The 23812-nt window shown below is 68.2% G+C and carries 26 protein-coding genes and 2 pseudogenes; 14 read left to right on the top strand and 14 right to left on the bottom strand.

The window, feature by feature from the left end; all coding sequences use genetic code 11:
- Positions 1-36 precede the first annotated feature (36 nt).
- Positions 37-1044: pseudogene (locus tag H6717_18795) on the bottom strand (CPBP family intramembrane metalloprotease).
- 9 nt (positions 1045-1053) lie between these two features.
- On the opposite strand from H6717_18795, the gene H6717_18790 reads away from it, so the two are divergent.
- From H6717_18790 to H6717_18775, 4 genes are all read left to right on the top strand, one after another.
- Positions 1054-2013 carry a hypothetical protein gene (locus H6717_18790; protein MCB9579084.1) on the top strand — a complete coding sequence of 320 codons (960 nt, stop codon included), beginning with the start codon at positions 1054-1056 and terminating at the stop codon, positions 2011-2013.
- 80 nt (positions 2014-2093) lie between these two features.
- Complete coding sequence (locus H6717_18785; protein ID MCB9579083.1) at positions 2094-2411, top strand: hypothetical protein; 318 nt, start codon at positions 2094-2096, stop codon at positions 2409-2411.
- A gap of 40 nt (positions 2412-2451) precedes the next feature.
- The gene (locus H6717_18780; GenBank protein MCB9579082.1) at positions 2452-2757 is read left to right on the top strand and encodes a hypothetical protein; all 306 of its coding nucleotides are present in this window, start codon (positions 2452-2454) and stop codon (positions 2755-2757) included.
- 1 nt (position 2758) lies between these two features.
- Positions 2759-3574, top strand: coding sequence for a ferritin-like domain-containing protein (locus H6717_18775; GenBank protein MCB9579081.1), 816 nt, complete (start codon positions 2759-2761; stop codon positions 3572-3574).
- A gap of 392 nt (positions 3575-3966) precedes the next feature.
- On the opposite strand, the gene H6717_18770 is transcribed toward H6717_18775, so the two are convergent.
- Positions 3967-5271, bottom strand: a complete 1305-nt coding sequence (locus tag H6717_18770; GenBank protein MCB9579080.1) for an HTTM domain-containing protein — start codon at positions 5269-5271, stop codon at positions 3967-3969.
- An 80-nt stretch (positions 5272-5351) separates the two neighbouring features.
- On the opposite strand from H6717_18770, the gene H6717_18765 reads away from it, so the two are divergent.
- Genes H6717_18765 through H6717_18755 form a run of 3 tightly spaced genes read left to right on the top strand, consistent with a single transcriptional unit; the run spans position 5352 to position 6985 of the window.
- On the top strand, positions 5352-6131 hold the full coding sequence (locus H6717_18765; protein ID MCB9579079.1) for a DUF72 domain-containing protein: 780 nt from the start codon (positions 5352-5354) through the stop codon (positions 6129-6131).
- 42 nt (positions 6132-6173) lie between these two features.
- Complete coding sequence (locus H6717_18760; GenBank protein MCB9579078.1) at positions 6174-6641, top strand: hypothetical protein; 468 nt, start codon at positions 6174-6176, stop codon at positions 6639-6641.
- Between the two features lie 17 nt (positions 6642-6658).
- Positions 6659-6985 carry a hypothetical protein gene (locus H6717_18755; GenBank protein ID MCB9579077.1) on the top strand — a complete coding sequence of 109 codons (327 nt, stop codon included), beginning with the start codon at positions 6659-6661 and terminating at the stop codon, positions 6983-6985.
- A gap of 2 nt (positions 6986-6987) precedes the next feature.
- On the opposite strand, the gene H6717_18750 is transcribed toward H6717_18755, so the two are convergent.
- On the bottom strand, positions 6988-7746 hold the full coding sequence (locus H6717_18750; protein ID MCB9579076.1) for an RES family NAD+ phosphorylase: 759 nt from the start codon (positions 7744-7746) through the stop codon (positions 6988-6990).
- A complete protein-coding gene (locus H6717_18745) occupies positions 7743-8120 on the bottom strand; it encodes a DUF2384 domain-containing protein (protein MCB9579075.1) in 378 nt (125 codons plus the stop codon). Before H6717_18745 ends, H6717_18750 begins: the two co-directional genes overlap by 4 nt.
- An 81-nt stretch (positions 8121-8201) precedes the next feature.
- Here H6717_18745 and H6717_18740 point away from each other — a divergent pair, with 81 nt between their 5' ends.
- Together H6717_18740 and H6717_18735 are read left to right on the top strand one after the other, a co-directional pair.
- Positions 8202-8684 (top strand): hypothetical protein, encoded by a 483-nt coding sequence (locus H6717_18740; protein MCB9579074.1) that lies wholly within the window; start codon positions 8202-8204, stop codon positions 8682-8684.
- Positions 8684-9667 (top strand): NADPH:quinone oxidoreductase family protein, encoded by a 984-nt coding sequence (locus H6717_18735; protein ID MCB9579073.1) that lies wholly within the window; start codon positions 8684-8686, stop codon positions 9665-9667. The genes H6717_18740 and H6717_18735 overlap by 1 nt, the downstream gene beginning before the upstream one ends.
- On the opposite strand, the gene H6717_18730 is transcribed toward H6717_18735, so the two are convergent.
- Entirely contained in the window at positions 9653-10906 is a 1254-nt protein-coding gene (locus H6717_18730) for a 6-phosphofructo-2-kinase/fructose-2,6-bisphosphatase (protein MCB9579072.1), read from the bottom strand. The two genes, H6717_18735 and H6717_18730, sit on opposite strands and share 15 nt — an antisense overlap.
- Before the next feature lie 52 nt (positions 10907-10958).
- The gene (locus tag H6717_18725; GenBank protein MCB9579071.1) at positions 10959-11240 is read right to left on the bottom strand and encodes a hypothetical protein; all 282 of its coding nucleotides are present in this window, start codon (positions 11238-11240) and stop codon (positions 10959-10961) included.
- Between the two features lie 67 nt (positions 11241-11307).
- Here H6717_18725 and H6717_18720 point away from each other — a divergent pair, with 67 nt between their 5' ends.
- The 4 genes from H6717_18720 to H6717_18705 all read left to right on the top strand — a co-directional run bounded on the left by H6717_18720 (position 11308) and on the right by H6717_18705 (position 15172).
- Entirely contained in the window at positions 11308-12141 is an 834-nt protein-coding gene (locus tag H6717_18720) for a mechanosensitive ion channel (GenBank protein MCB9579070.1), read from the top strand.
- A 93-nt stretch (positions 12142-12234) separates the two neighbouring features.
- Positions 12235-12657 carry a CBS domain-containing protein gene (locus tag H6717_18715; protein ID MCB9579069.1) on the top strand — a complete coding sequence of 141 codons (423 nt, stop codon included), beginning with the start codon at positions 12235-12237 and terminating at the stop codon, positions 12655-12657.
- A 55-nt stretch (positions 12658-12712) separates the two neighbouring features.
- On the top strand, positions 12713-13474 hold the full coding sequence (locus H6717_18710; GenBank protein MCB9579068.1) for a hypothetical protein: 762 nt from the start codon (positions 12713-12715) through the stop codon (positions 13472-13474).
- A 21-nt stretch (positions 13475-13495) separates the two neighbouring features.
- Positions 13496-15172, top strand: a complete 1677-nt coding sequence (locus H6717_18705; GenBank protein MCB9579067.1) for an FAD-dependent monooxygenase — start codon at positions 13496-13498, stop codon at positions 15170-15172.
- Here the strand turns inward: H6717_18705 and H6717_18700 are convergent.
- Positions 15148-15723, bottom strand: coding sequence for a peroxiredoxin (locus H6717_18700; GenBank protein MCB9579066.1), 576 nt, complete (start codon positions 15721-15723; stop codon positions 15148-15150). The two genes, H6717_18705 and H6717_18700, sit on opposite strands and share 25 nt — an antisense overlap.
- Before the next feature lie 48 nt (positions 15724-15771).
- Positions 15772-18165 (bottom strand): Smr/MutS family protein, encoded by a 2394-nt coding sequence (locus H6717_18695; GenBank protein MCB9579065.1) that lies wholly within the window; start codon positions 18163-18165, stop codon positions 15772-15774.
- Positions 18166-18287: 122 nt separating this feature from the next.
- On the opposite strand from H6717_18695, the gene H6717_18690 reads away from it, so the two are divergent.
- The gene (locus H6717_18690) at positions 18288-19193 is read left to right on the top strand and encodes a PhnD/SsuA/transferrin family substrate-binding protein (GenBank protein ID MCB9579064.1); all 906 of its coding nucleotides are present in this window, start codon (positions 18288-18290) and stop codon (positions 19191-19193) included.
- A gap of 3 nt (positions 19194-19196) precedes the next feature.
- On the opposite strand, the gene H6717_18685 is transcribed toward H6717_18690, so the two are convergent.
- The 6 genes and pseudogenes from H6717_18685 to H6717_18660 all read right to left on the bottom strand — a co-directional run bounded on the left by H6717_18685 (position 19197) and on the right by H6717_18660 (position 23683).
- Entirely contained in the window at positions 19197-19682 is a 486-nt protein-coding gene (locus tag H6717_18685) for a hypothetical protein (GenBank protein MCB9579063.1), read from the bottom strand.
- 62 nt (positions 19683-19744) lie between these two features.
- Positions 19745-20689, bottom strand: coding sequence for a diguanylate cyclase (locus H6717_18680; protein MCB9579062.1), 945 nt, complete (start codon positions 20687-20689; stop codon positions 19745-19747).
- A complete protein-coding gene (locus H6717_18675) occupies positions 20686-21066 on the bottom strand; it encodes an Hpt domain-containing protein (protein ID MCB9579061.1) in 381 nt (126 codons plus the stop codon). Before H6717_18675 ends, H6717_18680 begins: the two co-directional genes overlap by 4 nt.
- 43 nt (positions 21067-21109) lie before the next feature.
- On the bottom strand, positions 21110-21652 hold the full coding sequence (locus H6717_18670; protein ID MCB9579060.1) for a hypothetical protein: 543 nt from the start codon (positions 21650-21652) through the stop codon (positions 21110-21112).
- 491 nt (positions 21653-22143) lie between these two features.
- Positions 22144-22359, bottom strand: a pseudogene (locus tag H6717_18665) (GntR family transcriptional regulator).
- 43 nt (positions 22360-22402) lie between these two features.
- Positions 22403-23683, bottom strand: a complete 1281-nt coding sequence (locus H6717_18660) for a DUF4026 domain-containing protein (GenBank protein MCB9579059.1) — start codon at positions 23681-23683, stop codon at positions 22403-22405.
- Between the last annotated feature and the right edge of the window lie 129 nt (positions 23684-23812).

Here is a 23812-nt window from a genome sequence, read left to right as displayed (position 1 = left end):
TGGGATCAAGAGGTGCGCGACGCAGTGGCCGACCACGATGGCGGACGGGCTCCACAGCGCCACCACGCTCATGGCAACGCCGGGGATGGCGAGGCGGGTGAGGAAGAACTGCGCCGACAGCGGCTCGCCGAGCGCGTGCCAGCTCGCGAAGGTCAGCGCCGTGACGAGGACCGCGCCGACCCCGGCGAGGGGCGTGCGATCCTTCAGCGCGAGGTACACCAGCGGTAGTACCGCGAGGCGGCATGCCGCTTCTTCCAGATAGCCGGCACTCATGCTGGCGAGGAAGCCAGGGGTCGAGCTCTCTTCCGGCGGAATGACGGAGGGCAGCACGGGCCCGGTGACACCGCGCAGCGCCAGGACACCCAGGGCCGCGAGCAACGCTCCGAGGAGCGCGTTCAGGGCGCCGGCGCGCAGCGCCGCTGCGCTCGGCGGCGCGAGGCGCCACCACACCGCGACCGTCGTGACCCCCACCACGGGTGCGAGCCACAGCGCGGAGCGGCCGGGCAGCAGCGTCAGGATGGGATCGGCGTGGGCCCACTCTTCGACAGACGGCGCAGCGACGAAATGCAGCGCGATGAGGTACAACGTGAACGGCTGCAGCAACAGGGCAGCGACGGTCACGTCCTCGCGCTTCATGGCGGATCGTAGTGGGTATCGATGGTGCCGCCGCCCCAAGCGTGCTCCCGATCGAGGCGCCGGACGTTCTCCATTTCGATGCGCAGCGCGCGGTGGTCCAGACCGCGACACGCGGGGTGGGCCGCGAACTCCGCCTGGCTCGAGAACAGGGCGAGGCAGTGCGGGAGCCATTTGTCGGCGACGCGCGCCTCGGTCAGCGCGCGCTCTACGCGCGCGGGACGATACTCGTCGCTCTTGCCATACAGCTCCGCGAGCTTGGCGCCGACGCGGGCGGCCGCGTCGCGCAGGCTCGCCTCGCGATTGGGCCGCAGTGCCAAGGCGATCACGGCCAGCACGACGAGGACGGCGCCTCCGATGACGACGGGCAGCACGTTCGGAGTGTAGCGCGCTGGGTGCGACCCGTGGCATCGTCGTCAGATGAAGGGCGGACTCTGGATGGTGCTCGTGGTGTCGGCGTGCACGCTTGCTGCCTGCTCGAGCGACGACACGAGTGGCGGAGGCGGCGGCAGCGGCGGAGGCGGAGGCGGCCCAGGGGGCAGTGCCGGCGCGACGGCGGGCAACGGCGGCACCGGCGCGAGCGACGCGAGCGCGGGCAGCGGTGGAATCGCCGGCAGCGGCGGCGGGCAAGGGGGCGGCGCTGATGCCGGCCAGGACGCCGCGGCGGATCCCTGCAAGAGCGCGCTCTTCTGCGACGACTTCGAGAACGACACCGCGGGCAGCGCGCCCGGGGCCCCCTGGGCGTTGCTCGAGAACGGCGGAACGGCATTGGTGACGGATGCGAAGGCTCACGGCGGCTCGCACGCGATGCACTTCGTGGCGGATGGCTCCAGCACCTATCAGCGCGCGTACATCGGACTGAAAGGCTCGCCGGTGTTCCCGTTGCCCAAGAACGTGATGTACGGCCGCATGATGGTGTGGCTCGACAGCATCGTGGGCGACGGCGTGCACTGGACCATGATCCAGGGTGAAGGTCCGGTCCCGGGCCAGAGCTTCGATGCCTTTTACCGTTACGGCGGCATGAACTGGGACTCTCAAGGTCAGCCGCGGTTCTTGGCCAACTACGAGACCAGCGGCGTGAAGTCGGACTGCTGGCAGGGCTCTCAGAGCACCATGCCCGTCGGAAGCTGGGCGTGCGTGGAGTGGCGCTTCGACGGCGACAACGACGAGATGAGCTTCTGGCTGAACGGCACGGAGGTCACCGATCTCGCGGTGAAGGGTCAGGGCCAGGGTTGCATCGACCACGACACCAACGACAAGTGGTTGGGTCCGAGCTTCGAGCGCCTACGCTTGGGCTACGAGAAGTACCAGGACGACGGCAAGCGCGAGCTCTACATCGACGACGTGGTCATCTCGACTGATCGCGTCGGCTGTCCGTAGAGAGCGATTTTAGCCGGGGATCGCGCCGGACCAACAAAAGAAGACTGGAACTGCCGACGGGGTGCGGTGATGATGGCGCCATGGCTCGTCCGGGACGCAAGCTGCTCGTCGCATCCATCGGTGTCGCTGCGGTCAGCTACGCCTGCCACAAGACGGAGAACGGTGGCGGCGCGAGGGATGGCGACGGCGTCGAGCAGGTCGGCAACTTGATGCCGCCGGAACCGATTGACGCGGCGCCTCCGCCAGCCACTGCGGATCCGATGCCGGAGCCGGTGGGCAACTTGATGCCACCTCAGGACCCGGGCGACGCCGCGCCACCGCAACCCACGGCGACGCCCAAGCCGCATCCGGTGGGTAATCTGATGCCGCCGCCGGAACCACCGCCGAAGTCCAAGTGACGGACTTGCGCGACGAGCGCGGGTGGCTGACACTTTCGGAATGAGCGTGGGCAAAGAGAGAGGGAGGCGGGGGCGCAAGCTGTTGGTGGCGAGCCTCGGTGTGGCTGCGGTGAGCTACGTCGCTTGCGGTGGCAACAGCGAGACATCGGGCAACCTGGTGCCGCCGCCGGACGCCGGCAAGGATCAGGTGGCTTCCGACGTGGTGGCGAATCTGGTCGCGCCGATCGACGCGGCGGAGGACGTGCAGCAGGACGTCGTGCAAGAGACGTCGGTGCTGGACGTGGTGGCGAATCTGGTGGCGCCGGTGGACGCCACGGACGACGTGCAAGACGCTGGAACGGATTGACATGGATCAAGTCAAGGCCGGCGAGCTGTTCGAGCTTTCACTATTCGGCGAGGGGATCGAGCGGCGCTACCGCAAGATGCGTCCGGAGGTGGAGGCCATGCCCTGGGGCACGCTGGACACCAGCGTGTTCTCCGAGAAGGCGCTGATTCTGGCGCGCAAGCAGTGGACCGGCGCGGCGTTTCAGGAGCACCGCACCGGGATTGCCTGCGCGGCCACGCTGCGGGGGTTGCTCGAGTGCCGCGCGCCTCTGGATCTGATCGCCATGGCGTCGCGCTTCCCGCTGGACGAGCTGGTGCACGTGGAGCTGTGTGCTCGGATGGCAATGGAGCTCGGTGGCGGTACCGAAATCATGCACGACCCGGACGAGATGATCGTGGACGCCCCGGCGGAGCTGTCGCCGCTGATGCGCGCGGCAGACATGATCGTGCGCTTCTTTTGCGTGGGCGAAGCTCTCAGCATCCCGTTGCTCCGCGGTACCTGGAAGGCGGCGCAGCATCCGCTGCCGCGAGCGGTGCTCGGCCGCATCGTCAAGGACGAGGCCGCCCACGGCACCTTCGGCTTCGCGTTCCTCGATTGGGCGCTGCCGGATCTGACGGAAGCGGACCTCACGCACTTGGGCCGGGCGGCGGATCGCACGATCCTCGCGGTTCAGCGGCAGTGGAAGGACATCGAGGCGCGCCGCGCGCTCGACGACGAGCCCGCGAAGGACGCCCTCGGCTGGATGCGCAGCGACGCATACCTCGCGCTCGCCCAGCGCAGCATGGAAGAGCGCGTGCGAACGCCGCTGCGAGCGCGCGGGATCCCGATCTCGGCCTGAGAGAGGACAAACCGCCAAGTCGCCAAGAGCGCCAAGAGAGAGCCAAGACTCTTGGATGAGCGAAGGGAGACGCTTCGCGACGCTTCAATGAATCGGGTTCACGATCACGACCCTCTCTCGTTCGTGTGGAGGACAAACCGCCAAGTCGCCAAGAGCGCCAAGAGAGAGCCAAGACTCTTGGATGAGCGAGGGGAGACGCTTCGCGACGCTTGCGACGTTTCAATGAATCGGGTTCACGATCACGACCCTCTCTCGTTCATGTCTTGGCGAGCTTGGCGGCCTTGGCGGTAGACTCTCTCCGGGTGTGGCGGCCTTGGCGGTTGACTCTCTCCGGGCGTGGCGGCTCGAGCGGTCGACGGTGGTTCCGCGGCGGACCGACAAAGCCAGACTCGCTATGGGGGAGGGATCTCGAGCAGCAGCGTGCGGCGGGTGGGCGGCGCCCGGCGATCTTCCGGCAGCACGGAGCGGTACACGCGGTAAGCGCGGAGGGCCGTCGCGCCCTGGAGCAGCGCGTGGGCGTAGCGTGCGCGGGCGACGTCGTTCACGTACGCGGTGAGGCGCCGTTTGGGCGTCGAGCCGTACACGCCGGCGAGGCTCCACACTTCGCCCCACTGGCGCTGGGTGCGGTAGCCGCGACGGTTCTTGGCATGGGGTATGTCGACTTCGCGGCCGTCGGGGCGCACGGCGACCAGCACCAGATCCGGCATCTCGCTCTTCGCGCGCCACTCGAAGGTGGGGTAGCAAGCGAAGGGATACGCTCGCATTTGGCCGCGGGCGCCTTGAATCACCACGCCTACCAGTAGCAGGGCGGCGATGGGCAGCAAGAAGCGCGCGGGAGTCGCGCCGAGGTCTTCACGCCGCTTTTCGGGGTGGCGATCGAACCACAGCGCCCCGAGCAGCCGCCGCGGGTCGAACAGCACCACGTAGCAGAGCCACAGGCTCATGAAGGCGATGCGGAAGATCGCCTGCGAGAGCAGGTGAAACGCCAGACCGGCGACGGCCAACCAGGGTCGGGTCCTGCTGAACAGCACCAGCACCGGGAACGACAGCTCGAAGGCGAGCACGAACAGCCCGCCGGCGGGCAAGAGCCAGGGGATCTGGTCGAGACGAAAGCTCGGGATGCTGCCGTGCTCGAGCCACTTCCAGTACATCTGGTTTCGCAGGTTGTCCGACAGCGCCCAGCCGAGGCCCGAGCTGAGCAGCTTGTGCAGTCCGGGGAAGAAGTACACCGCGGCCAGCTGCATCCGCGCGGCCCACAGCGGCGGCGCGTACTCCGGCCCTTCCACGTTCCAGGGACGACGGGCGTCCACCGCCAGTACGTCGGCGCAAGGGCTTGCGGCCAGCAGCGCCGCCAGCCACAAGAGGTGCATGTCGTGCCACACGAAGCCGGTGAGCTGCGCGATGGAGTACAGGTAGTAGGCCGCGAGGGTCATCAGCGCCAGGGCCACGCGGGCCCGAATGCCGGCGATGGCGAGCAGCGCCGCGAACGCCACCACCACCTGCGCTCCCGTGGCGATGGCGGGAGAGATGGGCAGCACGCGGACGAACCAGTGCAGGCCTTCCGGCACGGACCAGCGCGCCGGATCCCAGGCGGCGACCCGGGCGCCTTCGCGATACCCCGGCGCCACCAGGAGCATGGCCGGGACCACGACGCGAAGCAACGCGAGAGCGGCAGCCGGCTCGGCGCGGAGGCGCATGGCATGGGTTTGTCACGACTTTGCCGGGATCGACACCGAAAACACCACTCCGACCACGGCCCGCTGTTACCCTGCGGACGATGCGCGTCCGGGCGGGAACCAGCGGCTTCTCCTATGCAGGATGGAAAGGGAGCTTCTATCCCGAGGACTGCGCTGCCTCGGACATGCTCGCCTTCTACGCGGGCAAGCTCTCCACCGTCGAGATCAACAACACGTTCTACCGGATGCCGAAGGCGGACGTGGTGCACGGTTGGCGGGAGCAAGTGCCGCCGGACTTTCGCTTTTCCCTGAAGGCGTCGCGTCGCATCACGCATTTTTCCAAGCTGCGGGACGTGGCGGACAGCGTGGCGGTGTTGTTCAAGGTGTCGGCCATCCTCGAAGATCGCCTGGGTGCGATGCTGTTCCAGCTGCCGCCGTTCTTGAAGAGGGACGTGCCGTTGCTCCGGGACTTCCTCGCGACCTTGCCGCACGGCTGCCACGCGGCGCTGGAGTTCCGCCACGAGAGCTGGTTCGCCGACGACGTGTTCGCCGTGCTCTCCGAGAAGAACGCCGCGCTGGTGACGGGCGACGCGGAGAAGGCGGACAAGTCACCGCCCTTCGTGGCGACGGCGAGCTTCGGCTACCTTCGGCTGCGCTCCGAAGACTACTCCGACGCCGCCATCGGAGAGTGGGCGGAGCGGATCTCGGCTCAACGCTGGAGCGAGGCTTTCGCCTTCTTCAAGCACGAGGACAAGGGACCGGCGTTTGCAGCCCGCCTTGGCGAGCTGACGGAAAAGCCCGGCGTGGCCCGGGCCAAGGGCCACAAGCCGAGCCTCTCGAAGCCCCGTTCGCCTGCCAAGAAGCGGCAGAAGAGCGGCTGAGGAAGACCCCCGTCGGTCGTGGCGTATCAGGCCACGATCGACATGGCGGAGGCGGTCATGAGCCAAGGTGCACTACCCGACGACGCGGAGCTCGCAGCGCCGAGCCTGTTGGTGCGCGTGGCGGGGCGCGTGGTGCTCGTGGCCGGCGCTTTCACCGTGCTGCTCGCCGTCCAGACGTTGAGCAACATCCGTATGGTGGGGTTGTGGAGCATCGTCGCTCCGCTGCAGCTCTTGTTCGGGGTGGGTATGGCCGTCTCCGGGTGGAAGCTCTCGCGGGCGCGGGGTTGGGCGGCGGTAGCTTCGCTGGTCGCGAGTGCGCTCTGTGCCCTCTGCACCACGGCGTGGAGCGTCGTCGCTTTGATCAACGGTTACGTCTCGCTCTTGTCCTTCATGGTCGTCGTCGGCGGCGTGGCGGGCGCTGTCATGGCCGGGCTCACCATTGCCGAGTGCCGAAGGGCAGATGCAGCGCGAGCGCGTTTGGCAGAACAAGGTCTCGACATGGGCCTCTGAGCCCGAAAGGAAACAGAATGCAACAGGTCGTGCATCAACCCAGCTCCGGCATCGAGCTTCAAGCGAAACACTCGTTCTTGCAGTGGATGCTCATGTTCGTGAGCCCCGTGGTGATGATCAACGGGCAGAAAGTCACCGCGAGGTGGGGCAATCATTTCATCCCGTTGGCGGCAGGGCAGTACGACGTCATGGTCTACTTCCCCTGGTTCTTCCAGCAGGCCAACAAGGCGCGTAGCGCCGTCACCGTCTACGACGGCCACGTGACGGGGCTTTCCTACAGCACCGCGTTCCTCACGTTCATGTCTGGCTCGCTGCGGGATCTCGGCAGCCGTCCCTTCGCGTGACCTCAGACGGCGGGGGTGGGCAGCTCACCGCGCACGACGAAGCGTGATCGCTCGAAGGCGAAGGCGCGTCGCTCGAAAAATCCGCGGTCGCTCACCTCCACTCGCTCTTTGGTTGCCACGCACAGCCAGGACGACAGCTGGCTGGGGCTCGGGCTGGAAAAAGCGCCGGGGTCCATCACCGCCAAGCAGGCGCCACCGTCAGGATCTCGCGAAGAGACATAGCGAAAGGCCTGTACCCCGGCGCTTCGCATGTCGCGGCCCAGGCGCTGACTGATGGCGTAGCTCGAGCGCGAGGAGATGCGCGGCGCGTGCTCCAGGAACGGCGGGCGCGTGAGGTCCACGCCGTGCCGCGCCTTCACCGAGGCGCGAAACGCGCTGAGCTCCACCATCAGCGGCTCGAGCTTGGCCTGGGTGCCCTCCAGCAGCACCAGCCGGTAGTACGCCACCTCCGCGAAGGCGGTGACCAACGTCTCTGCGCCGTACCAGATGCCCCGCTCTTGGCGTGTGCCGAACCGCGACCCGTGACGCAGTGGTGGGTAGCGGAAGGACGTGGAGAGCAGGTAGTGGAGGCGCGCCGCCGGCTTGGGGGTGGGCGGCTTGCTTTGCTCGAGTAGCTCCTCCAACACGCGCTGCTCTTCGTCCGAGTCCACCAGCTTGCGCGTGCTGATCACGTGCTGCGCTTCCACCACACGCCACGGCGTGCTGGTGAGCCGGCGAACGTGCTCTTCGCCGCGCAGTCGCTTCCACAGGCTCGTCGTCACAGCTTGCCGCGCATGGCGTCCAGGTATTCGACCACGTGAACCAGCCCGTCCACCCGCGCGAGCAGCTCCGCCGGCACGCCGGCGAGGTGCGTGTTGTCTGCGTCCAGCCAAGCGCGGGCGGCCTCTTCGTTGCCGCCCATCAGGGAGTCCAGGCTGCGAAAGGCGCGCAAGAACAAGAGCGCCAGCTCCCCCTCCTTGCTGTCCGGATCGATGTTACGACTGCGCCCCAAGCGGGAAAGGGAGGCGGAGCTGATGCCGAGCACCTGGGCCAGGTGGGCTTTGGGCAGCGAAAGCCGCTCGGCGGCGCGCAGCGTGGCACGGGTGAGCACCAACGCGGGATCCGGAGCTTCCGAGAGGCTGGAGGGAGCAGTCATCAGATGAAACAAACATGGTGCATTCTTTCAATTGATGCAACCCAGCAGTTCTCGGCCGAGGGCTGGTATAGCCCAGGGCCCATGAGAAACGGCATTTCCTCCCTGCTTCCGTTCGTTTTGCTTCTGGTTGGTTGTGGCGGCGCGGAACCTCCGCCAAGAACCCCGGAGGCGCCGCCGCCCGCCGCGACCGCGCCGCCGGAGCCGCCCGCGCCGCCTGCCGCGCTGGAAAAACCAAAACAGGTCACCATCGACAGCATCGAGGTGGAAGGCGGCGGAACCACCGAGGCCGACGTGCGTGCGGCCTTCGACAAGATTGGCGACGAGTACGAGAGCTGCTTCAGCTCGGCGCTAAAGAATGCTCCGGACGCGGCTGGTCGGATGGTGGTGACCATCTTGTACGTGAAGGGCGAGCGCAAGAGCGTGTCGGCTTCCTACACCGGGCCCGGCAACGCCGAGCTCAACAAGTGTTTCGTCGAGACCACCAAGAAGGCCGAGCTCACCGTCGATCCGGCGGCGGAGCGCGTGGTGTTGGTGGGGCACTTCGACATGGCGAAGGCGGAGTGATGCGCGCCGTTCGCTGCCACGAGCTGAGCGGCCCCGACGCGCTCGTGGTGGACGAAGTGCCGGACCCGGTGCCGGGCCCCGGCGAGGTGCTGATCGACGTGGCCGCGGCGGGCGTGAACTTCCCGGATTTGCTCATCACGCGCGGCGAGTATCAGATGAAGCCAGCGCTCCCCTTCGTGCCCGGGGCCGAGGCCGCTGGCACGGTGCGGGCGGTGGGCGAGGGGGTCAGCCGCGTCGCGGCCGGCGACCGCGTGGTGGCGACCATGATGCTGGGCGCCTTCGCGGAGCGGGCCGTAGCCCCCGAGGCGACCGTCGCCAAGCTGCCCGACGGCGTGGACTTCACCACGGCGGCGGGGTTTCCCATCACCTACGGCACCACGCATCACGCGCTGGTCGAGCGGGCACGGCTGCAGCCCGGGGAAACGCTGTTGGTGCTGGGCGCCGCGGGCGGCGTGGGGCTTTCCGCGGTGGACGTCGGCAAGGCCCTCGGCGCCAAGGTGATCGCGGCAGCGTCGTCCGCGGAAAAGCTTGAGCTGTGTCGCGCCCGGGGTGCCGACGAGACCATCGACTACTCCTCCGAGAGCTTGAAGGACCGGGCCAAGGCGCTGTCCGGCGGCGGCGTGGACGTGGTCTACGACCCGGTGGGCGGCGCGTTGAGCGAGCAAGCGCTGCGCGCCACGGGATGGAAGGGGCGCTTCTTGGTGCTGGGCTTTGCTTCCGGAAACATTCCGAGCGTGCCTCTCAACCTGGTCCTGTTGAAGGGGTGCGAGCTGGTGGGCGTGTTCTGGGGACAGGCGGTGATGCGCAATCCGGACGGCATGCGTGAAAGCCTGGAAGAGCTCCTCGACTGGCTGGCGGCGGGAAAGCTCCACCCGCACGTGGACGAGACGTTTCCCCTGGAACGCGCCAAGGATGCGCTCCAGCGCATCGAACAGCGTCAGGCGAAGGGGAAGCTCGTGTTGGAGCCCTCAGTAACGGGGTGAGAAGAACGGCGCGCCCACGCTGGGGGGACCACCGGCGAGCTCTTCTGCGATGCGGGGATCGAGCTCGAAGCGCCGTTCCTCGTGGCCGTAGGCCGTGGGGGTCAGCTCGATCACGCTGTGCAGCGGCACCGGTACGTGGGGCGTGTCTTCCTGCGGGCGGCCCATGAGGTAGGCGTACAGCGCGCGCACGATGGCGTGATGGGCGATGACGAGCACCGGATTTCGCTGGCGCTCGAGGTCCACGATGATCGGCTCGAGCCGCTGGATCACATCGATGTAGCTCTCGCCCCGAGGGTAGCGGTAGCGGAACTTGTCCGCCGCCCGCGCCTGGTACTCGTCCGACAGGTGCTGGCGAATTTCCTCGTAGGTCATGCCGTCGCACACGCCGGCGTCGATCTCGTCCAGAGGGCGCCGAGCCACAGCGGGGCGGCCCAGGGCTTCCGCCGTCTGGATGGAACGCTTCAGGGTGCTGGTCCAGATCACCAGCCGCTTGCTCTCGTCGTGGCGCTGGTTGATGAACAGCGCCAGGCTCTTGGCGTACAGGCGCCCGCGATCCGAAAGGTCCGGATCTCCGCCGATGCGTCCGTCCGGGTTGAACTGACTCTCGCCGTGGCGGGTGAGCCAGATCTTGCGACGCGTCGGGTGCAGGTTGGTGAGGAAGAAGACCAACCGCGAGCCGAGGTATCCCTGCATGCGGTTGACCACGACCTGGCGGCCGACGTCGATGATCTTCACGAAGCTCAGGGACTCGTCGTCCACTGGCTCGTAGGTGCGTTCGTACATCGCGATGCGGGCCAGGAAGTCCTGCACCGCTTCCTCCGCGGGAACGCCTTGGTAGTCCGGCGAGCGGAGCTTGTTCTCGCGCACGTTGGTGTCCACCACGGCCTCGTCTTCGCAGATGGACTCGATGAACACCACGCGCACGTTCGCTTCCCGGCAGCGCGTCAGGATCATCTCGCGCCGGGATCGCTCGGTGTTGGTCGCGTCGTACAAGGCCACCTCGCCCCCTTCGGCCAGCCAAGCGAGGACGTCATCGAGGGCGTGGCGCGCGATGCGCTCGCGGAGCTCACGGGACTCGGTATCGTCCGGATCGAAGAACGTGGCCGGCTGTTTGGCTCCCGCTAACGCTCGCCGATACTCCCCCACGTTGAAGGTGCGCGTGTTGTAGCCGAGCCAGGACAGGTAGCGAGCGATCTTGCGCGCCACGAAGGTTTTGCCTCGCGCCGGCAGCCCCACCATCACCAGCACGTGTTTCCTGAAGTCGGGGCCTTGGAGGATCACGTTCTCAAATTTACCACGCCCCGTTTTGCTCGTCGCAGGCGTTCACGTCGGCCACGGATCGCGAAAACTTGATGCAGTCCGCCCAGCGCCGCGTGCCGGAGGCCACGCAGCGGTCCACGTCTTGGCGACGGTTGGCGTCGTTGGCGCGGCCCAGCTCGCCGTTTTTCAAGTTGTCTCGGCGGATGGTCAGCTCCACACACTCGCTGCGCGAGAGCTCGCCGCCTCCGGATTTCTGACAGGCCGCCAGCAGCGAAATCGCGGCGAATGTCCACAGCAGGCGAGCTTTGGCCATGAGGCCAGCCTAGCACTGGACGGACTACGGGTTTGAAGTGGCGCTCGATGGATCTACGAATTGACGAATGGATACCGCGAAGCTGACTCAGTCACTCTTGGACATGGCAACGGTGTGGGGCGTGCGCGTCCTGGGCGTCGCCATCACACTGTTCATCGCTTGGATCATCGCGGGGTGGATTCGGCGGGCGATCGGCAAAAACCTCGAGAAACGTCTGGACCCGATGCTGGCCCAGTTCTTCTCGAACGTCGCACGCTACGCGATCCTCACCGCGGCGGTGCTCGGTTGCCTGGGGGTGTTCGGTATCCAGACCACGAGCTTCGCGGCGGTTCTCGGTGCGCTCGGCTTGGCCATCGGTCTCGCGTTTCAGGGAACGCTGTCGAACTTCGCGGCCGGGATCATGCTGCTCGTGTTTCGCCCCTTCAAGGTGGGGGACGTCATCGAGGTTGCCGGCGAGATCGGCTCCGTGAAGGAGCTCGAGCTGTTTACCACCGAGCTGGTCTCGGCGGACAACCGTCGCATCATCGTCCCCAACAGCGAGGTGTTCGGAAAGAAGATCATCAACTACACACATTACCCCACGCGACGCGTGGAGGTGGCCGTGGGGACCGACTACGGTGCGGATCTCGACAAGGTCCGCGGCGTGCTCGAGGGGGTCGCCAAGAGCGTGGAGGGTGGACTGGAAGAGCCGCCGCCGGCGGTGTTCCTCTCCGAGCTCGGAGGCTCCAGCATCGATTGGAAGGTGCGCGTGCACACCAAGACGGAGGACTTCTGGGACGTCTACCAGCGCCTGACGCGGGCCGTGAAGCGGGCGCTCGATGCCGAGGGCATCGGCATTCCGTTCCCGCAGAGCGACGTCCACCTCGACGCCGACTTGCTGTCCGCCATTTCCAAGCGTTGAGCATCCGCCCGGCGCCGGGAGAATCTGCTAATGTCCCGGCGCCCAGCGGGGCGGTGGTGATTGCCGCCCGCAGCCGGGACGTGGGAGCGAGAGATGGCAGAGGCACCGAAGGTAGTGGGGGACGTCATGACCCAGGACGTCTTCACCTTGGAGCACAACGAGAAGCTATCGGTGGCGGACGACGTCATGCGCCTCGGTAGGATTCGCCACATCCCGGTAGTGGATGACGACGGCGCCGTGGTGGGTGTCGTCAGTCAGCGGGATCTGTTCTTCAACGCCCTCTTGCGTGCCCTGGGTTACGGCTCCTACGCCTCTCAGAAGACGCTCGAGGAGTACCGGGTCAAGGACGCGATGCACGAGCCCGTGATCACGTGTAGGCCCAACACCCCGCTGAGCGAAGCCGCGCGGACGATGCTGGAAAAGAAGATCGGCTGCTTGCCGGTGGTCGAAGACGGGCAGCTCGTCGGCATCGTGACGGAATCGGATTTCGTGGCTCTCATCGCCCGCGGGGGCTGAGGTTCGCTAGCCCAACTCCAAAAGGTATGCGATGTTCCATGAGGAGAGGTGCCTCATGGTGCGACGTTACTTCATCGGGCTATCGGTCCTGCTGACAGCTGCGGCTTGCTCCAACGACTACGAAGCCTTCTCGTTCACCGACGACGCGGGCACCGCCAGTGGCGGTCAGGGCGGAGGCTCCACCGGCGGCAGCGGTAACACCGGAAACACCGCGGGCGCCAGCGGCGCTGCGGGTAGCGGGGCCGCGGCAGGCACTGGTGGTACGGCGGGCACTGGAGGAACCGCGGGCACGGGCGGAACGGCGGGCACGGGTGGCACAGCAGGTACGGGTGGCACCGCGGGTACGGGCGGCACCGCGGGTACGGGCGGCACCGCGGGTACCGGCGGCACGGCGGGTACCGGCGGCGCGGCTGGCGCTGGCGGCACGGCGGGCACCGGTGGTGCCGCCGGCAGCGGCGGCACTACCGGCAATCAGCCAGGTGTCGTCAGCTGTGCGGGCACGAATGACTGCAACCTGACCAACGACTTTTGCTGTATCTCCGGCAGCGGCTCCAGCTGTCAGAGCCAGAGCCAGAACTGTCAGCCGGGCACGGACGTATATTGCGACGGCCCGGAAGACTGCTCCGGCGGTCAGGTGTGCTGCGGACAGCTGGTGGGCGGCAACTTCTACAGCAACCTGCAGTGCCGTCCGGCGAACGAATGCACCCAGAATCAAGGTCGCATCATCTTCTGCGGTACCACGCCCTCGGTGTGCCCCGGCAACAGCAACTGCCAACCGAGCAGCATCCTCACGCAGTACAACTACTGCGGTAACTGAGCCGCCGTCGGGGGGCGCTGGGTGAGCACGCTACCGGTTCTGATCGCGGGCGCTGGCCCCACGGGTCTGATGCTCGCGATCTCCCTCGCCAAGCATGGCATCGAGCACCGGATCGTGGACGCCAACCCCGAACGGAGCCCGCTATCGCGCGCTCTGGCGGTGCACGCGCGCACGTTGGAAATCCTCGACTCCTACGGCATCGCAGCAGACCTGGTCGCCCGTGGCCGCCAGCTCTCGGGCGCCTCGATGTACGCCGAAGGTCGTCTCATCGTGCGTGCGGACTTCGACGAGCTCGACACCCGCTTCCCCTTCCTCCTGTGTCTGCCCCAGAGCGAGACCGAGGCCGTTCTGGAGGGTTTGTTGGTCCGCAGCGGAAGCGTCGTGGAACGAAGCACGAAGCTCGTGGATCTCGACAGCGGCGAGGCCGGCGTCGGTTGCCGCCTGCTGCGCCCCGACGGCAGCGAGGAAACGCTGCGCGCACGCTGGGTGGTGGGCGCCGACGGCGCGCACAGCGCCGTGCGCAAGGCGGCACGGCTCGCGTTTCCGGGGCACCGCTACCCGGAGGCGTTCTGGCTCGCCGACGCGGACATCGAGTGGGACGTGTCGGACCGACGCGTGACCACGTTCTTCTCGTCCGAAGGGCTGCTGGCCTGCTTTCCCTTGCCCAGTGGACAGATGCGCGTGGTCGCCTCCACTCCCGAAGGGGCGGGAGAGGGCGACCCGACGGACAGCGACGTGGAAGAGTTGCTGCGGCGCAGGAGTGGCCAGGAGGTTCGCATCGCCGGCAGCAGTTGGCGTGCGCGCTTCGCGATCCACTGTCGGCAGGTCGAGCGCTATCGCGCCGGCCGCGTGTTCTTGGCGGGGGACGCGGCTCACGTACACAGCCCTCTCGGTGGGCAGGGCATGAACACCGGAATGCAGGACGCCCACAACCTGGCCTGGAAGCTCGCACTGGTGGAAAAGGGCCTCGCGGGGAACGCCCTGCTCGAGAGCTACGAAGCGGAGCGGCACCGGGTTGGAGAGGAGCTCTTGAGGGCGACGGACATCGCGACGCGAGTGGCCACCATCCAGAGCCCCCTCGGGCGACGGGTGCGAGATCGGGTGACGGAATTCTTGGCGTCGATGGAGGTGGTCCAGGAGCGGGTCACCCGTCGCGTCGCGGAGCTGGACTTGGCCTACGAGAAGAGCCCCATCGTGGGGGAATTCCGCTCCAGTCTGTGGCGCGCCCGCTTTGGGGACGACGAAGAAGAAGAGTCCCCGACGGTCACCGCCTGGCTGTCCTTCGATGCCGCGCCGCGGCCGGGGCAGCGGGCTCCGGACGGCCTGGCCCGCGACCCGGAGGGCCACCCGGTGCGCCTTTCGGAGCTGTGGCAGCCGACTCGCCACACGCTGCTCCTGTTCGATGGGCGCGCTTCCACGCGCCAGGGCTACGAGGACCTCTCCCGGGTGGCACGCACGGTTCGGGAGCGACACGGAGACGTCGTCGCGAGCGTGGTGGTGGTGGCGGATTCGATGATACCGGAGGCGCTCGCCTGGGACGGCGTCACGATCCTCGATCCAGAAGGGGATCTGGAATACCGCTACGGAGCGCGGGCGGAGTGCCTCTACCTGGTGCGGCCCGATCTGTATCTCGGCTATCGCAGCCAGCCCGCCGCGCTCGAGCCGTTGCTCGCCTACTTGGACGACGTGCTGTCCTGAGCCTGGTCCAGGCCTTCCGCCTTCAGCTGGTCGAGGACGGAGAGCACCTCGCTGAGGTGCAACGCCGGGTCCACCTCGGGAAAGATGCGTCGGATCATGCCTTGGGAGTCGATCACGAACGTCGTGCGCGCGGCGTAGCCCTGGGGCGAGCGCGGCACGCCATAGGCGGCGAGCACCGTGCCGTCTTCGTCCGAGAGCAGGGGAAATGGCAGACGGTGCGCCTTCTTGAAGGCGGCGTGGGACTCCACCGAGTCGACGCTCACGCCCACGACGCGGGCGCCGTCCCTTTGCAGCTGGTCCCAGGCGTCGCGAAATGCGCACGCCTCCCGGGTACAGCCGGGGGTGCCGTCCTTGGGGTAGAAGTAGAGCACCACCGGGTGGCCGCGAAACTCCGAGAGCGTACGGACCTTTCCGGTCTCGTCGGGAGCGCGGAAGTCCGGCGCGACGGAAATGGCTTCCAGGTGCGGTGAGCGAGCGTTCGCCCTGTCGCCGCCGCAGCTCAGCAGCAGGGCGATGGCGGCCACGAGCAGGCGCAGCAGAACACGGGCCATCTCTCCGCTTGGGTAATGCTCCGACTCGGTGGGCGCAAGCAGCGGGCGTCAGTCCCGGAGCCAGAGCAGCGTGAAGGCGTCTCCGCCGTCCTCGGGCTCGGCGGGCACGGCCCGTCGGATTTGGGAGTGCGCGCCCAAGTGGGCGCGCACTGCGAGCTTGAGCGCACCGGTACCATGCCCGTGGAGCACGAACGCTGCGCGCTCGCCGTCCCGGAGCAGGGTGTCCACGAACGCGTCGAGCTCGTCCAGCGCTTCGTCGACGCGCTTGCCGCGGAGGTTCAGGGTGTTGTCCCGCGTGCGCACCGGCACGAAGCCGTCCCGGCTCTCGAGCTTGGGCGTGGGCTCGCGCTTCTTGCGCTCCGTGGCGGGGCGCCGCGCGCCTCCGGGCGCGCGGCGCAGCTCGCTCACCGGCACCATCAAGCGCATGGCTCCGGCGATTACGCGAACCTGGCCGCGCTCGGGCAGCGCCGCGACCTCCGCCACGGTCCCCAGCCGCGGTACGAGCACGCGTGCTCCGACGACGAGCTCGCTCTCCACCACTTCCGGCGTGTCGCTGGGCGCGACGCGCCCGACGTCCGCCAGCTCGCCGCCCAGGGCCACGTGGCGCGCGGCGTCGCTCACCACTTTCTCGGCCTCGCGGAGCTCGGCGCTGCCCAGGCGCTTCTTCAATGCCAAGAGCCGGGCGCGCGCCTCCCGTACCTCTTGCGTGAGCTCCCGCCCCTCGCGGGCGAGCCGGTTCTTCTCCTGCTCGCGCGCGCGCGCTCGCTCGCGCTCGGCCTCCTGCGTGAGCCTTCGCTGTTCGCCCAGCTCGCGCTCGAGCTCCAGCCGCGCTTGCTTCAGCCGTTCGCTCTCCGACGAGAGCTCGCGCAGCAGATCTTCCCGGCTCACCGACTCGTCCGGCATCGACGCCCGCGCGCGCGCGATGATCCCCTCCGGGATGCCGAAACGCTGCGCCACCGCCAGCGCGCTGGACGCTCCGGCGATGCCCATCGTCATGCGGAAGGTGGGCGCCATCGCCGCCAGGTCGAAGCCGACGGACGCGTTCTCGAAACGCGAGTCCTCCGCGGCGAGCTCCTTCAGACGCTCGTAGTGCGTGGTGACGGCCACGGCAGCGCCGCGGTCGAGCAAGCCTTGGATCACGCTGGTGGCCAGCGCTGCGCCTTCTTCCGGATCGGTGCCCGCGGCCACCTCGTCGAGCAGCACCAGGGCCGTCGTGGTGGCGGCCTCCAGGATGGCGGCGATGTTCTTGATGTGGGCGCTGAAGGTGGAAAGCGACTGCAGCAGGGATTGTTCGTCGCCGACGTCCGTGAGCACGGGGGAAAACCAACCCACCACCGAGCCCGGTTCCACGGGCACGGGAATGCCCGAGCGTGCCATCCACACGGCGAGACCCAGGCACTTGAGCGCGACGGTCTTGCCGCCGGCGTTGGGGCCCGACACCACCAGCGCCCGACCGCTCTCGGCATGGACGTCGTTGTCGACCACCTCCACGCCCTGAACCAGGAGCAGGGGATGGCGCGCGCCGAGCAGCTGAAGCTTCGCTTCGGGTTCCACCACCATGGCGATGGAGCGCGTATCCCGCGCCCAGGAGGTGAGCGCGCCGAGGACATCCGCCTCCGTGATGGCGGCCTGCGCAGCGCTCACGGCTTCCGTCACGGCAGAGAGCTCCGCCGACAGACGCGAGAGGACGCGCGCCTCTTCCCGCTCCACCTCCGCGAGCGCCACCTTCAGGCGGTTGCCGAGGCCGGTGATCTCCGCGGGCTCCACGAACAGCGTGGCGCCGGACGCGCTGGAGCCGAACACGATGCCTTGAACCTTGACGTGGGAGTCGGAGCGCACGGGCAGCACGTAGCGGCCTTCGCGCTCGGTCCAGTAGTCGTCGGACAGCACGTCGGAGTAACGTCGTACGAGCCCCGAGAGCCGCGTAGTCAGCTCCTTCTGCGCTTCCCCGACGGCGCGCCGTGCGCGCGCGAGCTCCGGCGAGGCGCGATCCGCGACGTTACCGTCGTCCTCGATGCAGCGCGCGAGCTCGGAACACACCGGTTCCAGCTCTTCCGGCGACTCCAAGGCCCGCGCGAGCTTTGGCCAGCGGTGGCGAGCGCCGTGCGCCCAAGCGCGCAGCCTGCGCGCCCCCTCGAGCTGCCGCAGCACGGTGGCGAGCTCCACGCCGGATGCTACAGCGCCGCGGTTCACCCGGCCGAGGATCGGCGAGAGGTCGTCGCTCGGAGCCGTGGGCGGCGCGGCGCCCGCCTCGAAGGCGTCCAGGGCTTCGGCAGTGAGCTCGCCCATGCCGCGGGCCGCGGCGTGCGTTTCCGCCGGGCGGCGCGCGCGCAGGCGTGCGCCGCCCGCGGGGCCCAAGCAGCGGCCCGCGAGGTGCTCGAGCAACCGCGACCATTCCAGGTCGTGGGCGCTCTTTTCGTACAGCGCATCCGCTGCGGTCATGGCGGCGCGGGGTATAGCGAAAAACCGCGCGGGCGCCACGAGATCCGGACCGAGGGGGTTCCGCGGCGAACCAACAGTCCCCGGCCCTTGCGGATTGAGCGAGTCCGAGCGAGCTTTAGCGAGTGACGGATCCGTTCGAGCTGTCCGAGGACGCGCCGGTTCGGGTCGGAGTCGCGCTCACCGCCACCGCCACCGCCACGGGCAAGTCGGAGGTGAGCGAGACGGTGATGCGCGCCCGCCTTTCGTCGTTTGCGGCCGCGTTGGGCGCGGCGACGAAGCTGCCCACGGAGCCGCAGGCGTTCGCGGACTACCCGGAGCTGCTCGATGCCATGCGCTGTGGCAGCGTGGACATCGCGTGGTTGCCGCCGGTGATTGCCCTGCGGGCAGCGTCCGCGGGGCGAGCGTTGCCCATCGCGCTCCCGGTGCGGCGCGGCGTCTCGTCCTTCTTCACGGCGCTCTTCACCCAGGTGGGGTCCGCCGTGCAGCGTCCGGCGGATCTCTCCGGCGTGCGTGCGGCGTGGGTCGACAAGAACAGCGCGTCGGGGTTCCTGGTGATCCGCGCTGCGCTGCGGGCGCAGGGCCTGGATCTGCAGAAGGCGTTTTTCGCCGAGAGCTTCGTGGGCTCGCACGATGCCGTGGTGCGCGCCGTCGTGAACGGAACGGTGGACGTGGGGGCGACCTACGTGCACCACGATGCGCGCGCGGGCGGAGTCTGGCGTGCGGGGTGGGGCGACGCTTCGGTGCACGTGGTGTCGCGGGTCGGGCCCATTCCGTCCGACGTGATCGCCGCGGGAGTCCACGTGCCGGTGCGGCGCATCCGCCAGGTGCAGCGCGCGTTGCTGACTGCCAAGAACGCCGAGCTCGGCGCCGCGGCGGGTGTGCTCTTGGAAGCCGAGAGCTTCGTGGAAGCGACCAGCGAGCACCTGGCGCCGCTGGAGGCCCTGCTCGGATTTCTGGAAGACACGGCCGAGCGCTGGAGCTCGGTGATGCCGCCCCCCGTCAGCATGCCACCCCAGCGCGGCGAGTGAGCGTCAGGCGCCGGGAGCGCAGGAATGGAGCAGGGACCAGTCGCTGGAGAGCCCCTGGATCGGTTCCTGACGCCCGATGCGAACGGACACGCCGACGGCCCAGCCTACGGCGTCGCCGTCGAGAGCAGCGGCGAGGCCCGTCAACTCCTGGCACGCCCGTGGGCCGACGCCGTCGTCGACCGTGAGCACCAGATCACCCCCGCCGGATTTCTGCAAGCGCGCGAGCAGCCCCCGGGACAGCACGCTGCGCGCGGCGAAGGCGCCGTCGTCGGTGCGACCGTTCACCGCCAACACCATGGTATCGAGCTTCCAGCCCGTGCCTTCCAGTCGCGCCACACGATTGGCGACCTGGGCCACGAGGGAGCTCGGCTCGCCTTCGTAGTGCTGGGCGACCACGGCCAGGTGTCCGTAGTGGTTCGGCGCCAGCCACTTGGGCCAGCTCGCGCCGTACTCGATCACCACCAGCGTTGCGGCTCGGGCTTCGCTCATCGGATTCTCTCCCACTGGTCACGGCATACGGTGCGTGTCGCCAGTGGGCCAAGAAAGCGGGATCAGCCGACTTGGGCGCTCAGCGGGTAGGGGTCGAGGGAGGCAGCGGTGACCACGCGGTTCCGGCCCTCCGCCTTGGCCCGGTACATGGCCATGTCCGCGGCCCGCAGCAGGTCCTTGCCGAGACAGAATTGAGCGGGACCCGTGGTGGCCACCCCGAAGCTGGCGGTGATTTCGAGGTCGCCTTCGGACGTCTGGATCGGACGCCGGCACAAGCTCCGGCGAGCACGCTCGGCAACCCGTTCCGCCTGCTCCAGATCGCAGTCGGCCAGCACCACCAGGAATTCCTCGCCCCCGAAGCGCGCGACGGGATCGTAGGTGCGCACGCCAAGACGGAGCCGCTCGGCAACGCCGCACAGCACGGTGTCCCCGGTCGCGTGACCCAGCGTGTCGTTGACGTGCTTGAAGCGATCGACGTCGATCATCAAGGCCGATAGCGGCGCGTGCTTGCGGCTGGCCCTGGAGAGCTCTTCGTCCAGACGTTCCAAGATGGCGGCGCGATTGAGCAAGCTCGTGAGCGGATCGTGCATGGCCTCGAAGCGCAGCCGTTCCTGAACCGCTCTGAGCTCGTCCTCCAGCTCGAGCATGCGGCCCGCGGCTCGCAGTCGGAGCTCCAGCTCCGCGGGGTTCACGGGCTTGGTGACATAGTCGTCGGCGCCGGCGTCGAGCCCGCTGACCACGTCGTCTCGAGCGCCGCGTGACGTGACGAGCACCACGTACACGTACTGGGACTGGGACCGCGAGCGAATGAAGCGACACAGATCCGGTCCGTCCATGCCCGGCATCACCCAGTCGGCGAGCACCATGCGGATGTCCGGCGTGGAGGCCAAGATCCGCTGCGCCGCTTGGCCGTCCTCTGCTCCCACGACGTCGTAGCCCCAGCTCGTGAGCCAGTGGCTGATGAGCATGCGGCTCACTCCGTCGTCATCGGCGACCAGGACCTTCATGCTTCGTTCCTGAGCAGCTCGGCGATTTCGGCGTCCACGTGGCTCAAGGCGCTTTCGGCCGCGGGCACTGCCTCCTCCAAGGCGGCAGCATCCGCGGCCCGCGCCAGGTGCTCCACGCGCTCCGCGGCCCGCGCGGCGCGGCTGGCACCTATCTGTCGGAGGGAGCCCTTGAGGGTATGGGCTTGGCGCACGACGGTGTCCCAGTCGGCGACCTGAACCCCTTCCATCAACCCCCGCGCCCGCCGCGGCCATTCGTCGCGGAAGGTCTCGAGCACCACTCGGAACAGGACGCGATCGAACCCCACCTGCGCCAACAGGACGCTCTCGTCGAAGTCGGATTCCGTCGAAGACGGAACTTGTGAGGGGTGCGAACGCATCTCGATGGACGAAACGGCACGCGGGTGGCGAAGTTGAACGCGTTTACACGATATCCGAGAGCTCGCCGTCGAGCTCCAGGCTGAAGAAGCTCGGCGTGCCCAGGAGCCCGAGTCCCAGATCCACGTAAGACCAGCCAAGCAGCAGCTGCACGCTGCCGGCCTCCAGGGCGACCAGGGGATCTCGCACTCGGCGCACGGGGTCGAGCCGAGCGTTGTTGCCCAGGCCGTAGTGGATGATCAGGGCTTGGGGGCATTCGATGGGCATGCGCACGCTCGCGCTCTCGACGACTCGATAGTGCCCGAAGGTGACGGTGCGGCCGCGCTTCTGTTTCGGAACGCACGGCCCATCCAGCTCATTTTGCTCCAGGCGCACGTTCCAGCCTCGGAGGGCGCCGGTGGCCCGATCCCGGTGGAACACCTTCTTGAACTTTTTCCACGTGAGCCGCTCGACCCATGCCGGCAGACCGAGGCTGGTGCCGCGGTATTCCTTGTCGTCCAGGGCATGGGGATCGATGGGATGTCCCGTGCACAACATGGCGAGCAGGTCCTTCTTCCCGAGGTCCAGGAGATCGCGTGCCTGGATCATGGTGCCTCCAGTCGAGCCAGCGTTGCCTCATCCCGTGCTTCCAGCGCTTCGAGGGCGGCGGCCGTGGTGGACTGCGAGAGCCCTGCGAGCAGTGCTCGATAGCCGAGGACGCTCTGCTCTGCGTCTGCGCAGACCGCGGCGCGAAGCTCCGGAAGCTCCGCGAGCACGTTTACGATGGGGTTCAGGCACAGACCGAGGACGACGCTGCCGGTGAGATCTACGATGCTGCGGAGCACGGCGATGTCGGCTTCGGCGAGGCGCTCTTCAGCGGCGCCTGCGCGCACTTCGGCCTCGAAGGCGTCCACTGCCCGCTCCACTTCATCGAGGCGGCGGCTCGCGTCCACCCGTTCCAGGACGGCGCGGGCGAGATGGCGTCGGACCAGCAGCAGATCTTCCACCACGTCCCGGAGTCGCCCTTCGCTGCGGGCGTGCTCGGCCAGCCCAGGCAATAACCCCGACCCCGCCTCGTGGCGGAAGTCGCGCACTACGTAGCCGCTGCCCTGCCGCACGCGCAGGAGCCCCGCGCTCGCCAAGCGGGCGAGGGCGCTGCGCACCGTGACGCGATTGACCCCCAGGCGCTGGGCCAGGGTGCGTTCTGGAGGCAAGCGGGAGCCCACCGGGAGCTCTCCGCTGAGCACCGCGGCCTCGAGGCGCTCGGCGCAGGCATCCACGGCGCTCGGTCGCGGGGGAAGGGGCTGTAGCTCCATTGGTCGTATGGTCCGACCAATTGTCGCTCGTGTCAAGCGCCCCTCAGTGCAGCGCCAGGTCTCGGGCCAGTGCGCGCTCCAGCTCTCCCACCGAATCCGCATCGAAACGGCCCTTGTCGCACAAGATGGCCCAATCGCTGAGCAGCGCGAGGGAGTGCTTCGCCCGCTGCCCCTCGGACAGCCGCTCGAGGCGATACGGCTGATTGAGCAGGGTGGCGTCGACTTCGCTGCCCGAAAGCTCATGCACGTGAAACCACAGGTGCTCCCGCTCGCCATCTTCGGCGGGGTCGTCGACCTCGTAGCCGAGCTTCACCAGGAACATCCACTCCGGGTCCTCCCCCAAAGTGCGAAACAACGACAAAAAACGGGGTAGGCGCTCGCTGGCCAGCAGGGCCATGCGCTCCGTTTCCATCACCGACACGTACAATAGGGGGTTTTCCCGCAGGATCGGCAGGTACTGCTCCACGCTCGACAGCTCGCCGTCGTCCTCCACGGCGAACAGCACCCCGCGCGCCCCGGCGTGCACCGAGTCCCGGTCGGAGGGGCCGCCCAGACCCTGGGGCGTGTGCTCCGAGATGGCGCGATCCCAGGGCAGCCAGGCCAGCACCAGATCTTGACCGACGACGAAAGGCTCTCCGGCCTCCGGGACCCCGCGTTCGATGAGCAGGCCGGCAGCCGCGTTCACCATCTGCGCGAGCAAGCCCGCGTCGCCGGAAGGTGCATCGAGGATGTCGAGCTCGATGGCGCCGCAACGCGCGAGCCCGTGCGTGTGGAGCCAGGACAGCTCGCCGCCCGGCTCACTCACCTGGTGAATGGAGAACAAGTGTGTGGGCGACGGCGGCGTCTCACCAAGAGCAACTTCGGCGAGCCAGCCCCCCGGACGCGGGATCAACGAGTCGGCGTCCACCACCAACGTCGGCTCGGGGACGATCGCGTACAGCACGCGCAGCAACGCGTGGAACGCGCGCAATGGATCGTGAGCCATGAGCTGAGACACGCCCAGCGCCCAGCGACTTGCTCGCGCGGCGTCCTCGTCTTCGCCCAGGACGCCGCGCCAGCTGACGCCCAGTGACAGCAGCGGATCGCCGGCGGGCTCGAGGAAGATGCTCAGCGGTACCGCGTCGGGACCGACGCCCAGCTCCGCGATCATGCGGAACGCCGGCGCGTCGTCGTCGTCGATCTCCGCCGCTTGTACGCCCAACTGCTCGAGACGCGACAGCACGTCTTCGGGGCTGGGAGGCGTGGCGCCGGCATCGAGCAGTGCCAGCAACGTGGCCGGTGGCGGGTCTTGCAGGAGGTCCACGATGCTGGACGGCGTGCCCATCGAAAAGACTGTGCCTGGACGTGGGGGCGATGTCCACGCAGCGCCGATCCGTACCTCCGCCGTGGAATCAGCGCCTACTGACAGTCTACTGACAGGAGGCTGTCAGGGGCGGTGGCGTACACCCGAAGC

It is taken from the genome of Polyangiaceae bacterium, from assembly GCA_020633235.1.
Lineage (GTDB): Bacteria > Myxococcota_A > Polyangia > Polyangiales > Polyangiaceae > JACKEA01.
The sequence above is the reverse complement of the archived record's forward strand: the minus strand, read 5'-3'. Positions and strand labels throughout refer to the sequence as shown.

Coding starts and splice junctions, on each gene's coding strand:
- H6717_18790 (MCB9579084.1), top strand. CDS start 1,054: ATGAAGGGCGGACTCTGGATGGTGCTCGTGGTGTCGGCGTGCACGCTT.
- H6717_18785 (MCB9579083.1), top strand. CDS start 2,094: ATGGCTCGTCCGGGACGCAAGCTGCTCGTCGCATCCATCGGTGTCGCT.
- H6717_18780 (MCB9579082.1), top strand. CDS start 2,452: ATGAGCGTGGGCAAAGAGAGAGGGAGGCGGGGGCGCAAGCTGTTGGTG.
- H6717_18775 (MCB9579081.1), top strand. CDS start 2,759: ATGGATCAAGTCAAGGCCGGCGAGCTGTTCGAGCTTTCACTATTCGGC.
- H6717_18770 (MCB9579080.1), bottom strand. CDS start 5,271: ATGCGCCTCCGCGCCGAGCCGGCTGCCGCTCTCGCGTTGCTTCGCGTC.
- H6717_18765 (MCB9579079.1), top strand. CDS start 5,352: ATGCGCGTCCGGGCGGGAACCAGCGGCTTCTCCTATGCAGGATGGAAA.
- H6717_18760 (MCB9579078.1), top strand. CDS start 6,174: ATGGCGGAGGCGGTCATGAGCCAAGGTGCACTACCCGACGACGCGGAG.
- H6717_18755 (MCB9579077.1), top strand. CDS start 6,659: ATGCAACAGGTCGTGCATCAACCCAGCTCCGGCATCGAGCTTCAAGCG.
- H6717_18745 (MCB9579075.1), bottom strand. CDS start 8,120: ATGACTGCTCCCTCCAGCCTCTCGGAAGCTCCGGATCCCGCGTTGGTG.
- H6717_18740 (MCB9579074.1), top strand. CDS start 8,202: ATGAGAAACGGCATTTCCTCCCTGCTTCCGTTCGTTTTGCTTCTGGTT.
- H6717_18735 (MCB9579073.1), top strand. CDS start 8,684: ATGCGCGCCGTTCGCTGCCACGAGCTGAGCGGCCCCGACGCGCTCGTG.
- H6717_18730 (MCB9579072.1), bottom strand. CDS start 10,906: ATGGTGGGGCTGCCGGCGCGAGGCAAAACCTTCGTGGCGCGCAAGATC.
- H6717_18725 (MCB9579071.1), bottom strand. CDS start 11,240: ATGGCCAAAGCTCGCCTGCTGTGGACATTCGCCGCGATTTCGCTGCTG.
- H6717_18720 (MCB9579070.1), top strand. CDS start 11,308: ATGGATACCGCGAAGCTGACTCAGTCACTCTTGGACATGGCAACGGTG.
- H6717_18715 (MCB9579069.1), top strand. CDS start 12,235: ATGGCAGAGGCACCGAAGGTAGTGGGGGACGTCATGACCCAGGACGTC.
- H6717_18710 (MCB9579068.1), top strand. CDS start 12,713: ATGGTGCGACGTTACTTCATCGGGCTATCGGTCCTGCTGACAGCTGCG.
- H6717_18700 (MCB9579066.1), bottom strand. CDS start 15,723: ATGGCCCGTGTTCTGCTGCGCCTGCTCGTGGCCGCCATCGCCCTGCTG.
- H6717_18695 (MCB9579065.1), bottom strand. CDS start 18,165: ATGACCGCAGCGGATGCGCTGTACGAAAAGAGCGCCCACGACCTGGAA.
- H6717_18685 (MCB9579063.1), bottom strand. CDS start 19,682: ATGAGCGAAGCCCGAGCCGCAACGCTGGTGGTGATCGAGTACGGCGCG.
- H6717_18680 (MCB9579062.1), bottom strand. CDS start 20,689: ATGAAGGTCCTGGTCGCCGATGACGACGGAGTGAGCCGCATGCTCATC.
- H6717_18675 (MCB9579061.1), bottom strand. CDS start 21,066: ATGCGTTCGCACCCCTCACAAGTTCCGTCTTCGACGGAATCCGACTTC.
- H6717_18670 (MCB9579060.1), bottom strand. CDS start 21,652: ATGATCCAGGCACGCGATCTCCTGGACCTCGGGAAGAAGGACCTGCTC.
- H6717_18660 (MCB9579059.1), bottom strand. CDS start 23,683: ATGGGCACGCCGTCCAGCATCGTGGACCTCCTGCAAGACCCGCCACCG.